The 13,356-nt window shown below is 44.0% G+C and carries 13 protein-coding genes; 1 reads left to right on the top strand and 12 read right to left on the bottom strand.

What is annotated here, in order from left to right; all coding sequences use genetic code 11:
• Positions 1-84: 84 nt before the first annotated feature.
• Positions 85-1,422, bottom strand: a complete 1,338-nt coding sequence (locus L870_RS0112300; RefSeq protein ID WP_028518393.1) for a hypothetical protein — start codon at positions 1,420-1,422, stop codon at positions 85-87.
• 190 nt (positions 1,423-1,612) lie between these two features.
• Between L870_RS0112300 and L870_RS17615 the strand changes: the two genes are divergently transcribed.
• On the top strand, positions 1,613-2,125 hold the full coding sequence (locus L870_RS17615; protein WP_051411548.1) for a VanZ family protein: 513 nt from the start codon (positions 1,613-1,615) through the stop codon (positions 2,123-2,125).
• 84 nt (positions 2,126-2,209) lie between these two features.
• Here L870_RS17615 and L870_RS0112290 read toward each other — a convergent pair whose 3' ends face one another.
• The 11 genes from L870_RS0112290 to L870_RS17600 all read right to left on the bottom strand — a co-directional run bounded on the left by L870_RS0112290 (position 2,210) and on the right by L870_RS17600 (position 13,335).
• On the bottom strand, positions 2,210-3,430 hold the full coding sequence (locus L870_RS0112290) for a MarR family transcriptional regulator (protein ID WP_028518392.1): 1,221 nt from the start codon (positions 3,428-3,430) through the stop codon (positions 2,210-2,212).
• Between the two features lie 229 nt (positions 3,431-3,659).
• Complete coding sequence (locus L870_RS0112285; RefSeq protein WP_028518391.1) at positions 3,660-4,589, bottom strand: AEC family transporter; 930 nt, start codon at positions 4,587-4,589, stop codon at positions 3,660-3,662.
• A 161-nt stretch (positions 4,590-4,750) separates the two neighbouring features.
• On the bottom strand, positions 4,751-5,638 hold the full coding sequence (locus L870_RS18665; protein ID WP_051411547.1) for a hypothetical protein: 888 nt from the start codon (positions 5,636-5,638) through the stop codon (positions 4,751-4,753).
• A gap of 159 nt (positions 5,639-5,797) precedes the next feature.
• Positions 5,798-6,292 (bottom strand): hypothetical protein, encoded by a 495-nt coding sequence (locus L870_RS0112275; protein ID WP_028518390.1) that lies wholly within the window; start codon positions 6,290-6,292, stop codon positions 5,798-5,800.
• Positions 6,293-6,434: 142 nt separating this feature from the next.
• Complete coding sequence (locus tag L870_RS0112270; RefSeq protein ID WP_028518389.1) at positions 6,435-6,851, bottom strand: Fur family transcriptional regulator; 417 nt, start codon at positions 6,849-6,851, stop codon at positions 6,435-6,437.
• 11 nt (positions 6,852-6,862) lie between these two features.
• Positions 6,863-7,405, bottom strand: coding sequence for a hypothetical protein (locus L870_RS0112265; RefSeq protein ID WP_028518388.1), 543 nt, complete (start codon positions 7,403-7,405; stop codon positions 6,863-6,865).
• Positions 7,406-7,827: 422 nt separating this feature from the next.
• Positions 7,828-8,472 (bottom strand): DUF2225 domain-containing protein, encoded by a 645-nt coding sequence (locus tag L870_RS0112260; protein WP_028518387.1) that lies wholly within the window; start codon positions 8,470-8,472, stop codon positions 7,828-7,830.
• A 12-nt stretch (positions 8,473-8,484) separates the two neighbouring features.
• Positions 8,485-10,761 carry a Tex family protein gene (locus L870_RS17605; protein ID WP_037272084.1) on the bottom strand — a complete coding sequence of 759 codons (2,277 nt, stop codon included), beginning with the start codon at positions 10,759-10,761 and terminating at the stop codon, positions 8,485-8,487.
• A 64-nt stretch (positions 10,762-10,825) separates the two neighbouring features.
• Entirely contained in the window at positions 10,826-11,866 is a 1,041-nt protein-coding gene (locus L870_RS0112250) for an alpha/beta fold hydrolase (protein WP_028518386.1), read from the bottom strand.
• Between the two features lie 129 nt (positions 11,867-11,995).
• Entirely contained in the window at positions 11,996-12,769 is a 774-nt protein-coding gene (locus tag L870_RS0112245) for an MmcQ/YjbR family DNA-binding protein (protein ID WP_028518385.1), read from the bottom strand.
• Positions 12,769-13,335, bottom strand: a complete 567-nt coding sequence (locus L870_RS17600; protein WP_051411546.1) for a 3'-5' exonuclease — start codon at positions 13,333-13,335, stop codon at positions 12,769-12,771. The genes L870_RS0112245 and L870_RS17600 overlap by 1 nt, the downstream gene beginning before the upstream one ends.
• Positions 13,336-13,356: the final 21 nt, after the last annotated feature.

Genomic DNA, 13,356 nt, shown 5'->3' with positions numbered 1-13,356 from the left:
TTCTTTTGCGGACTTATAAACATAAGGCGCCGCAGGCAGCATCATATCTTAGATCATCGCCCGCAACGCCTTGATCGTTTACTGTTAATTGAAAAGCTCTACAGAGATACGTCTTGAATCAACGTCGTAGAAATCCTCAAGCTCTGCCACATAGTAGCGGAAAACTATCTTGTTCTCAGCTACGGTTATTTTCTCCGGCTCGGCTGCATCTGCATTCTCTGTATTCTCAGCTCCCTCTGCCTGCTCTTCATCTTCGTCCTTCTTTGGATTGCGGTAAACAGATATCGACATAACATCACCGCTGTCAGAAACTCCGAGAGATTTAAGCTGCTCGTCTGTAAGTGTATTCAGCATAACAGTATGGTTCTTCTTTACATTGAAAAGAGTGATACCCGTTGCAGTGTCTACCTGCTCGCGGTTGAATACTTTGAGAGCACCTGAATCCAGCTCGTTGAAATAAACTCTCTTACCGTGCTCGCCGTCTATCTCATCAAGAAGCTCGGCAGAAGGTTCCTTGATATAGTATCTTCCGTCTGCTTCTCTTCCTATACCGTAGAAATCAAGCTGTTCATCAGTAAGTGTATCCATATAAACAGGGTCAACATCAGAAGCTGTAAGACCTATTGCGAACTTTCTGCTCGCTGAAAGATTAGTGAGCTGAAGCTTATTGTCGTAAGTAAATCCGAGGCTTTCAAGCTCGGCGTCTGTAACTGTTACCTCTATCCTGTCGGAAAGCTGATTCAGATGATCTGTGATCTCCTGACGGCTCTCAGTAGACCAGTTTACCTGTATCTCATCATCTGACGGTCTGTCAAGGAATACGACACGCTCCATGTTTTTTAGGGTAAATGTTGCAAAGGAATACTTTACATCAGCCGTATTCGGCTCAACATAGATAGCTGTGCTTCCGTTTGAAGTATCGACACTGTTCACTATCCTGTATCTGTAGTCGCCTGACGGTGAAACGCCGCTGCCTACCTCTGTCTCCTTTGCAGGAGATACAAAGAATGATGTAAACAGGAAATAGCCCAGTGCACCGAAAATATACATAAGGAGTATTATAGTGGCAAGAGCGGTCTTAACGCCCTCTCCAGCGCCCGAAAGGAGCAGTATCACTATTCCCACTACTATTATGGGTATGATAAGTCCCCATTCGCCGAAATACAGCAGCACCACAGGCAGCATGGCAGGAATTATTATAAAGCTTGATATACGCGTAAGTATCTGATGCCTTGTATACAGCATTATTATAAGGGCTGCAAGCGAGACTCCCGTTATTGAAAGACACAGCGAGGTGCGGTCGTTTACGTGGATATCATAAAAGATGGAGTAATAGCAGAGCTTGCATACAAAATAAGTATATATAACACTTATGATAGCTACTACTCTCTTTGTCCAGACATTTGCGAATAGTTTTTTCATTATTGCCTCCGAATAATCATTTCTATATATGTAAAAGCTATGCGGCATAAAGTCACACACAGTATATTATACCATTTTATTTCTCAGGTTACAAGATGTTTTTTAAATTTTTTCTGAAAAACTTCTGCTTTACAAAAGTCAGCAATAATTGTATAATATATACAGTAAGAAGCGAAAGGAAAAAAATCATATGCAGGAAACAGAGAAACACAGGAATATTTGCAGGCGGATATTTATTATACTTACCTTGGCGGTAATGATAACCATATTCATTCTTTCTGCGCAGGACGCTAAAAAATCCTCAAACACCAGCAGTTTTCTTACAAAGCTCGCTGTAAAAATACTGTACAGCGATTACGACAGTGCTGCACCAGATATACAGCAGGAAATGTGGAGCAAGGCTTCTTTCATAGTCCGAAAGACCGCTCATTTTTCCATATACACTCTTCTCGGCTTCTGTGCTTCTTTTGCAGTCGGAAAAAGAAAGCTCTTCACACTGAAGAGCTTAGGAGTCATATTATTTGGCTTTGCATATGCAGCCTCAGACGAGTTTCACCAGAGATTTGTAGAAGGCCGTTCCTGCGAATTCAGGGACATGATGATAGATACAGGCGGAGTGACCGCAGGTATGGTGATATCGCTCGTAATTATTGGGATAATTGCATATATTGTCCGAAAACGCAGCACAGTGAACAGTGATTAGTTTTTTATCGGGCGTATAATATCCGCCCCTGCACAATAACTAAAAAGCCCGTAAGAAGCTAAGCTTCTTACGGGCTTTGTAATTTTACTGCATTCCGCCTCTTACATAGAAGTTATCCTGAATAATAAGAGCGCAGCCGCCGAGGAAATTGTTCTTTCCGTCCAATCTGCTGAGTACCACTCTGTCAGCGATCTCTTCACTTACAAGGCGTATCATCTCACGCTTGCAGTAGTCAAACTGCTTTTCGTTGAGCTTGAAATTATGAAGCACTATTCTCTTTGCAAAATGGCTGATAGCCAGATTGTTGATGAGGACAGTATACTTAGCGATAATGTCATCAACAAGTGCCTTTACGGGCTCTTCGCCTCTCATAAGAGCCATAAATACATTATCTGTATTTATAGCGGTCTTGTCACCCTCTGTAAGCTCGTACAGAACAGGTGTCTTATCCTTGGAATATATCTCATAGAAAGCGTTGAGCATAGCTGTTCTTGAAAGCTCAGCCTTTACAGAGCCGTTAGGATAGCCCTCATATACCTTTCCGTTAGGACAAACTATATATCTTTCGATAGTCGATGTATAAGATACATAATCTGCTGAAAGCTCATTCTTGTTGATTATAGCAAGGTTTACCTGATTTCCGTTGTGAATGAACGCCTGATTGGTCTGATAACCGTTCTGTGTTCTGAAATCATTGCTTGCAAGAGCCATAAGTCCTATAGCATTTCCGCAGTGGATCTCGAAATTGAGTCCGCCTGAGAGCTTATCAATGAAGTTAGTGAAATCAAGTACGCCGTCCTTGTAGAATATCTTCAGCTTGCCCCACATTGAAGGAACTACGCCGACACCCAGTCCGAGTATCTTGTCCTTTGTAAGGGCACTGTTCTCGACCATTTCGTTACTGGTCTTGATTATGTAGTTGATGATATCCTTACTTGTGGTCCTTTCGTCAATAACCATGCTTGCCTTGTCGAGCACCTCGGAATTAAGGTTCGTAAGACCGATGCTTACTTCCTTTTCATCTACAGTTGCACCAAGTGCAAAACGGCTGTTGACATTAATGTCGATAAGAATTTTTCTTCTGCCCTTCTGAAGCTTCTCAGTATTAACCGGAGCTTCACCTATCTCGACAAGTACGCCTTCCTCTATCATTTCATTTGTAATGATAGTTACAGCGGCTCTTGTGATCTCAAGAGCGCTTGCTACGTCTACTCTCGAAATAGGACCTGATTCCCTGATGACTCTGAGTATCTGCATTCTGTTACGTCTTTTCAGGTCAAGTTTACTGATTCCTCTTTTTTCCATACAACAACAACTCCATTTCTTAAATCGTTTCGGATACTTCTTCTCCGCAATTACAACCAACATATCCCCTTGGAATTTACTGCCGCTGTTTAATATAACTGTTGGTATAATTTTTTCTTTTTATTTTAAACTCAATCTCTTTTAACGTATTTATATTATAACACAATATTATTAAAATTCAAACCTTTTAACGCAATTATTTCTAAAATCAGCGTTTTTGACAAACTGATTATATTATTTTTGTTAAATATTCCGTAGCTTTGACAACCAGCGGCAATGTACCTACGGAAAGTATAGTTCCTGCGGTAAAAATCTCCGATGCGTATACAGAATTTTTTCCATAACGAATGGAAAGAAGTGTGCACATTGCTGCCGGTGGAGCAGCTGCTGCAACCAGTACAGTCATACGAACTTTGTCGTCAAAATTGGTAAAAATCGAAAGTGGTACTGCCAATATCAATGGCATAACAACAAGTTTTAAAAAGCAAACATAGTACACTCTGTAATTTTTTAGTAATTTCGGTACGTCCGTAGCAGCGATAGTAACGCCCGAAACTATCATTGCCATAGGTGTATTAACGTCCTTTATAAAGCCAAGTGCGCTTGATGCCGTAGCAGGAAGCCTTATCTCAAGGAAGAAGGTTATAAGTCCAAGCAGTATTGAAATGATCGTCGGCGAATAGAATACCTTGACTACCTGTTTGAAGTCCTTTTCGCCTGATACGAGTATGACACCGTGAGTCCACACGATCAGATTGAATACGGTTATGAAAGCCGTGAGATAAAAAACTCCCTCATCGCCAAAAAGAGCATTTACAAGCGGTATGCCCATAAATCCGCAGTTTGAATAGACGGACGAAAAGCGCTCTATCTCAAACTCCCTGCCCTCTTTCCTGCGAACAAGAAGATAGGACAGTATTATCATCACAGACATTGCAGCCAAAGATATAACAAATGTGAGCAGCAGATTTTTAGCAAGCTCTGCTTTATACGGCTTCTGATAAGACATGAATATGACCACGGGATTTACTACCTGAAGCACGAATCTGGAAAGTTCCTTATTTGAAGCTTCGCTTATAAGCTTTGTTTTTGCACAAAGTACACCGACACCTATGAGTATCAGCATAATGATAGTCTGATCAAGAATTGTTGATGCCATTTTATCCTCCGAAATATGCATATATTACAGCCGAATAAAACTAAAATGAAAGCTGCGTATTTCCGCTGTTTTGCATTAACCGAATTATTTTACCATATTTCTTGGAATTAGTCAATAAAAAATCCGAAGCATTTCTGCTTCGGATCTTAAATCAATATCAATTAGTCAAGAGAATCTGCTGACTTAGGGATAACCTTCCAGCCGTCGCCCTTGATCTTTACAACACAAATCTTTTCTGTGCTGTGCTTCTTGTCGCCGTCTTCGTCCTTATACTCTACCTTTACCTTAACTTCGTAGCCCTTGCTTACTTCGATATCGTCATCTGCATCAAATGCTTCGCAAAGGTCCTCGAAATATTCCTCAGCAGCCTTTATCTGTGACTTCTTGAGCTTTTCTTTTCTGAGTATCTTGTCAAACTTAGGAGCTGTTTCGTCATCCTCGAGATCGTCAAGCATATCCTCAACACCGTCATTGAAATCCTCGACCATATCGTCATATTCGTCCTCGTCCTTGAGTGCATCAATAACAGCATCAGGATAAGAAAGTGAATAGAATGTCTTTCCGCCCTTCTTATCAGAAGCAGAGTTTACATACTTTTTTACAGTTCCCTTTACTCCGCCGCCGAAAATAAGGCAAAGCAGACAAATGAGAAGAAGTAAGATAACAGCACCTGCTGCATAAACAGCATTCTTGTTGTTCTTCATTCCGCCCGGAAGCTTTTCAGATAACTCGCCTGCTAAATCGTCAACCTTTGTTGCGCCCTGCTTGAGGCTGTCGCCTACCTTATCAGCAACATCTCCGGCCTTATCTTTGAGCTCTGCTGCTGTGTCCTTAGCCTTGTCAACAGCGTTATCAGCTGCGCCCTTAGCCTTGTCAACAGCATTTTCTGCCTTTTCTTTTGCAGAATCAGCAGCATTCTCAACTGTGTTCTGTGCGTTCTCTGCTTCTTTTTCTACTGTTTCCTTGATCTCTTCTGCGCCCTGTGAAGCTGCACAGTCGCATGAGCCACCCTCAGGTATCTGCTTACCGCAGAATTTACAAAATGCCATAACAAAAACCTCCATAAACCAAAAATATTACAGAATATATTTTATCATATTTCTTCACATCATGTCAAGTGAAAGGATTTAATAATACTATACACGGTTGTTTTTCAGCACATTGCACAATGAGCAGATAATCGCTTACTTTGCGAATTAACACATACATCATTTATGGGCTTCTTTTCGACAGACCGCAAGGTACGGTATAACGACTGCCAAAGCAGGAAATACTATCGGAACAGCCATTATCGCAAGCTCCGTCCCATTCAGCACTGATGCGTGGACGCCGCTGCTTAGGATATTGTACAGCTGTAAAAACGGTGCGTTCAGAAGCTTGTGCCAGCGATAATAGTCAAAACCTCCGCCTTTTGCCGATATGCACAAAGCTATCCAGCTCAGAAGCGACGGTACGGCAGCTGCTCCGCCTGCTGCATATATTTCCGATATTTTTGCTTTTTCACCGCTTATCCGTGAGGCTTTCATATCCGCCCTCGCTTCTTTTACCGAAAAATCCGCAAGCACGGATATCATCAACGTTACTGTACATATCAGACATATCAGCCTTATCAGCGTACTGCCCGAAGCCGCAAATGTAATATCAATGAAAAGGCACAGTACCTCCGAAGCCGCCAGTCTCAGTAAAGCTTTGAGTATCTTCATATTTTTCCTTTCCGCGGCATTATAAAAATCAAATTAACGGGCATAATATCCACGGAGGTGGTACTATGCCCGAAAATAACGAAAGTGATGTTAAGATCTATATTCCGAAGAACTCAGAACATAAAAGCAGCGAGACCGTGCCTCAGTCATCATCCTTGCAGTCACCGCAGCGTCCGTAGAAAACAGTCTGGGAATAATCTATCTCAAAGCCGTGCTCTTCTTCTATATGATGAGCCAGCTCTGCAAGATGTTCACAGTCAAGATGTATGAGCCTGCCGCAGCTGAGACATTTAAGGTGGAAATGGCTGCGGCACTGTTCATTATCCTCTATATACTGATAACAGGCAGATGTCTTGCCGTCAAAGGCATATTTTCTCACAAGTCCCTGCTCAACAAGTCTGTCCAGCTGTCTGTATATAGTTGCCACACCCACAGGTGAACCCTCAGCAGTCAAAAAGGCACTTATCTCCTGCACATTTGTATGCTTTTCCTTATTGCTTATAAGATATTCCAGCAGCTTTTCCTTCTGCTTGGTATTATATCCCGACTCTCTTTTCATTTCTTCCTCCGTCAGTGTGTTATCACTTTCCAGCCTTCATCGTTTAGACTTACAACTATTACGCTCTCTTCTCCCGCAGCTTCGCCTTTATTTGCATAGCTGAACTTTATCTCGTAGCCTTCCCTGATATCAAAAGCGTCCTCTTTTATATCAGCTACATAGGGCTCGCAGAGTTCGACAAAATAAGATTTTGCGCCTTCGACCTGTTTCTCGCTGAGCTCTTTCGCTTTCTTGACTCCTGTATATGAATAATCATCGCTGCTGTCTTTCTGTATTTCAGCCTGTGTATCATTGAATGTTTTCACAAGGCTGTCGAACTCGCCGCTCTGCTTCATTGCATCCAATGCCGCATCGGGATACATATAGGAATAGAACACTTCTCCGCCGCCTTCTGAGTTCATAGCGTCAAAGCATTCCTTTACGGCACTTTCATATGAATCACTTTTCTGCTGAGCTACTTTCACACTTTTTATGTCTTTCTTTTTAGGCTCACAGCCTGTAAAAATACATGAAGCTGCTGTTAATGCAACAAGTAATGCTGCGACTTTCTTCATTTTGTTACCTCCGTTTTATCTTTTCAATATTCATACAGATTATAACACTATTTCTCTGCCTTGTCAATGTCAATGATAATAAAATCCGAACCAAATCATAATTTAGCAGCGTGACGCTGCACCCTTGCTCCGCGCTGAAATATATCTGATAAACAAATTATAGCCGCGAGAGGCAATAAATTATTAGGAAAATATCATCGCGTGATTTGCTAAATTATGAAGCCTTTAGCTTTTAACTCTTAGCCATTAGGAAGCGGCTTCGCCGCTTTATTATCGGGCGGCGAAACGCCGCCCCTACATTGGGCTAACAGCTAACGGCTCAAATCAAAATTTTGCTCCGCAAAATTTTGATTTATATATGCAATAAATGCACCAAGCCCCGAGGCTTTGCCTCGGGGCTAAACTTTTATATTAGGTACAGCTTATTTAAGTGCAACGCCTTTGGCTTCGTCTGCTTTATGACATAAACTGTCGCCTTTTTCGGCAAGCTCCACCTCAAATGCTGCAAGAGCCATCAAAAGCATCGACTGCATCAATCTGCCCTTATAATCACGGATAACTCTGCCAAAGTCGCCGCTTCTGCGCATGAGATCAGCTGCAAGCAGTACATAATCCGGCTTATCTGCAAATTCCTGTTTATGCAGGTCGAATATCTTCAGTGCAGCCCTGCGGCACTCCGCAGCCTTTTCATCATCCTTTTCATCATCGTAATACCATGCTGCATAGAGACAAGCTTTCAGGGCTTCCTCATAGACCTTGTTCTTTTCACAGACCAGAGACATTTTCATAAACTTCTCAGCAAGTCCGCTGCCGCCTGCATTCTTATACTTATCGCTTTCAAGGAATTCCTTCGTAAAACGCACGGGAATATCAATTGAGGCGTTGCAGTAGCCGCAGTGAGGGCACTCGCTAACCCAGTATTTCAGGTATGAACGGTGCTCTTCATTAGGACGCATATCAAGGTCAGGGACGCTTGTATCGGGATCGTACTCCGCTACAACTGTCTGAACAGATTCCTTACCGCAGACAGCACATTTTATTTCCTTTTCTTCTGTTCTGAAAGCCATGATATAATCTCCTTATTTCTGCTTGATACGGAAGCTGCTGTTGCGGAGCTGTGAAGCATCAAAGCCCTTAGGCTTGCGATCCTCGCGCTTTTTGTTGTTCGGTCTGCGCTCGGACTTCTGCTGCTTCTTCTCCTCCTCGTCGTTAAGGCGCATAGTAAGTGATATACGGTTTCTCTTGAGGTCAACGTCAAGAACTCTTACCTTTACGACCTCGCCCACCTTTACAGCTTCGAGAGGGTGCTTGATGTAACGGCTGCATATCTGAGAGATATGAACGAGTCCGTCCTCGTGTACGCCGATATCCACAAAACAGCCGAAATCAATGATATTGCGGACTGTACCCACAAGCTCCATACCGGGCTTCAAGTCCTTGATCTCCATGATGTCGCCGCTTCTGAGAAGAGGTGCGGGGAGCTCGTCACGAAGGTCACGTCCGGGCTTTTTAAGCTCTCCGATGATATCTGTAAGAGTAGGAACACCTATACCCAGATTCTTGCTTATATTTTCAAGACCTATGCTGTCAGCCTTTTCCGTAATACCCTCAGCTCCGCTGCCTGCGATATCCGCAAGAGTGAAGCCGCACTCACTGAGCAGTGAAGAAGCTGCCTCGTAGCTTTCAGGGTGAACAGCTGTATTGTCAAGAGGATTCTTTCCGTCACGTACTCTCAGGAAGCCTGCGCACTGCTCGAAAGCCTTTTTACCAAGCTTCGGCACTTTAAGGAGCTCCTTACGGTCAGTGAATCTGCCGTTTTCCTCACGGTACGTAACTATATTCTTTGCAACTGTGGCATTGATACCTGCGATATATGAAAGAAGTGAATGTGAAGCTGTGTTTAGGTCAACTCCCACAGAGTTAACGCAATCCTCGACAACGCCGCCGAGAGCTTCGCTCATTCTTGCCTGAGGCATATCGTGCTGATACTGTCCTACACCGATAGCCTTAGGGTCTATCTTTACAAGCTCTGCAAGAGGATCCTGCAAACGTCGTGCAATGGAGATAGCTCCTCTGATAGAAACGTCATACTCCGGGAATTCCTCTGCTGCTACCTTAGAAGCGGAGTATACGGAAGCTCCTGCTTCACTGACTACCATGTAGCTTACGTCCTGAGGTACTTCCTTTGCTATCTCGGCAGCAAAGCTCTCAGTCTCACGTGAAGCTGTACCGTTTCCGATGGAGATAACGTTTACGTTGTATTTCTGAATAAATTCCTTTACCTTCTTCTTTGCAGCCTCAACAGCTCCTGCCGAGCCGACAGGATAGATGATAGCTGTATCAAGCACCTTGCCTGTACCGTCGATAACTGCGGTCTTGCAGCCATGTGCATATCCGGGATCAAGTCCGAGGATAATACTGCTCTTGAGCGGCGGCTGGAGAAGCATCTGACGGAGATTTGCCGCGAATACCTTTATAGACTCCTCGGCAGCCTTGGCGCTCATCTCTGAACGTATCTCACGCTCGATAGACGGGAATATAAGTCTCTTGTAGCTGTCAGCAGCTGCTGCTCTCACAAGCTCTCCGCAGGCATTGTTTGCCTTGATGTACTTGCCGAAAATAACATCTGTAGCCAGAGTCTCGTCAAGAGTTACAGCTACCTTGAGGAAGCCCTCCTTCTCACCTCTGTCAAGAGCGAGGACACGGTGGTTAGCAACCTTAGGGATAGCCTCGGAATACTCATAATAATTCATGTATACGCTCTCAGCCTCAGGGTCTGAAGCCTTTGAAACCAGCTCACCCTTATCACCTGCAAGGGCACGGAGCTTCTTTCGGATATCCGCGTCGTCGGAGATATCCTCTGCAATGATGTCCATAGCTCCCTGTAAAGCGGTCTGAGCATCGGTTATCTTCTTCTCTTCGTCTATATATGCCTCTGCTTCCTTCTCCGGCTCTGTGGAGTTATCCTGTGCCATGATGAGTACAGCAAGTGGTTCAAGTCCGTTTTCACGGGCAATGCTTGCACGGGTACGGCGCTTTGGCTTGAACGGACGATAGATGTCCTCTACCTCCACAAGTGTAACAGCTGCACTGATAGCAGCCTCTATCTCAGGAGTCATCTTCTCCTGCTCCGTAATAGCATTTGTTACCTCTTCCTTACGCTTTTCAAGATTGCGGAGATACATGAGCCTGTCATACAGCTCACGGAGTATCTGGTCATCGAGAGAGCCTGTGAGCTCCTTACGGTAACGTGCTATAAAAGGTATGGTCTTATCGTCGTCGATAAGTGCGACTGTATTGTCTACCTGTTCCTGTTTAAGTCCGAATTCCTTTGCCAGTGTCTTGTTGATATCCATAATTGATCCTTTCATTTTACGATATAAGGACCGTCGGTACTGCCGCGGTCCTGTAGATCGTTATTTATTCATTTACTGTTTCTTCGTTTTCCTGCTGTGCAGAAGCTTCATCAGCAGCCATTACAGCTGCAGCTCCTGCTGCGACCTCTGCTGCTGTTTCAAAACGCTCCTCATTCCAGCGGTCAAGCCACGAAAACAGAGTTTTTGCTATATCTTTGTATACGTTAATGCTGTTCTTCTCCATGAGGACATCATGGCGCATATTATCGAACAGTCTGTGGGATATGCTGTCATATCCTGCCTTTTCAAGCTTTGATATCAGCTTCATGAATTTCTTCTCGGATACCATAGCTGTATCTTCCTTACCCGATATAAAACGTATGGGAAGCTTCGGATTTTTCACCTGCCAGCCTGTACCCGACTGGGAATTTCTCATTATCCACAGCATTTCCTGATAGCCATTGAGTGTGGGCTTGAAGTTGCACAGCTGGTCCTCATTATATGCCAGTACCACATCGGGATCGCTGCATCTCCATGAATTTATGGGATCCTCAAAGAATTTTCCCAAGCTGTCATCAATGGTATCGAATATCTTATCGCTCCTGAAACGGCTTCCGGGGTGCTTTGACGCCACGGAATTAATCACTCTTGTTACAGGCGAAAACGGGCTGTAATACAGGCTGCCGAGAAGCACGAGGCCGTCTATGCAGTCATCATATTCCTTGATGAAGCACTTTGCGCCCGAAGCTCCGAGACCGCTTGCCGCCATAAAAACAGGAACATTGGGATAAGCTGCTCTTATGCGCTTATTGATCTGTGCGATGTCGCTTACAAAGCCTTCGCCGCCTTTTCTGAACATAAAGCCGATATCGTCAGCTTCCATTATGCTGCCGCCGTGACCACGGTTATCGTGTATCACTGTTATAAATCCCTGCTCGGCAAGGTAATCCATAAATGGGTAATATCTCTCCTTGTGTTCATTCATACCGTGAACTATCTGTACAATGCCGTTTATATCTCCCGAGGGCACTGCCAGTACAGCCGAGATCACAAGCTCATCAAAATCAGAAGTAAGTTGAAATTCCTTCAGATCAGCATTAAGCATAAAGTTCCTCCTGTCAAAAAACGGAAAAATAAAATAAGACTTACAATGAATATTATAGCATAGTTGCAAAAATAAATCAATAGTCAGACTTTTCCTGCGTAAATACGTTATTTGACAGCTTTTTCACTGTCATTTGCAAACTCTTTTGCACAGCTCTTTAAGCTTGCGGCTGAGTGCAGGCGGTACTCCTCTCGGACCGCGGACAGCCATTGCTCCAAGCTCCTTCATAGCTGTCAGAGGCATATCATCTTTTCCGAAGCGGCACAGAAGCTTCAGCTTCATAGCCTTTCTGATGTGGTAATCACCGTTATCGTACTTATACGGTATATCCACCTCAACTGCCTCACATTTATACATTATTGCAGACACCGGCGCAGCCATATACATATAGATAGTATCTCCCACAATGACATTCGAGGTCTGCTTCCAGAGTATCATACCATCACACCGAAAGTCCTGCTCCACATCATACATGGCAGGCGATGCAGGTATGAGCCACTCCTTGGTATCAGTCCTCAGCCTCTTGCTGCCGCTGCTCTGCTTTATAAGCTCATAGCTCATATCAATAAGCGAGAACACCTGCTCCTCACTGACAGTGCCGTCAAGGAGCACTGTTACCCAGCTCTCCTTCTGCATATGGTATGCGGGGTGTATGCCTTTCATGGCAAGAAGTGAACCTGTCATGAGCGGACTGCACTTCACATTTACGATATCATAGCTTACGCCTTTTGCAAGTCCCAGCTTGCTGCCGTCTACGCACATTATTATACCGTACCACTTATCATTTGTCTCACAGCGCAGCACTGCGCAATCCGGAGTCTTTGCCCACAGGTATTCGGGCTTTGTACCGTAACGCTCATTTGCATACTCAATGAGCTTATCCTTCAGCTTCTTTGACGGCATTACTCTGCCTCCTGTCTGCGCATCTCATCACGCAGGCATATGTAACAGGCATTACATATCTCGCAGTCTCTTGCGGCTCTGTGAGCACCTGCTATTTCTATGCCGTAATGTGCCGCAACGGTAGTCTGACGGCGGTCGGGCAGAAGTGTCAGGACTTTCCTCGAAAATCTCAGCACATCTACAAAATCATTCTGCAAATACATCCCGTGACATCTCAGAAGATTGTCATACAGGAAGTTGATATCGAAATTAACATTATAGCCCATGAGCATATCGCTGCCTGCAAAGTTATAAAAATCAAGAATAGCCGTTTTTATGTCGGGAGCATTCTCTACCATTTTATCATCTATCCCTGTCATTCCTGTTATAAATGCGGGGATATGATGCTCAGGCTTTACAAAAGTGCTGAAAACAGCTGCTTTTTTACCGTTTCTGTAGCGTACTGCCGCTATTTCGATTATTTCACAGGATTCAGGCTCAAGCCCTGTAGTCTCTATATCGACTACACAGTAATCCTCAGGAAATTCTATACGGCTCTTGCCTTTTCTGCGTTTTATACTGCCCAAACCCAAGCTCCTTCCACATAC

The sequence above is a fragment of the Ruminococcus flavefaciens ATCC 19208 genome, assembly GCF_000518765.1.
In the GTDB taxonomy this organism is placed as follows: Bacteria; Bacillota; Clostridia; order Oscillospirales; family Ruminococcaceae; genus Ruminococcus; species Ruminococcus flavefaciens.
The sequence above is the reverse complement of the archived record's forward strand: the minus strand, read 5'-3'. Positions and strand labels throughout refer to the sequence as shown.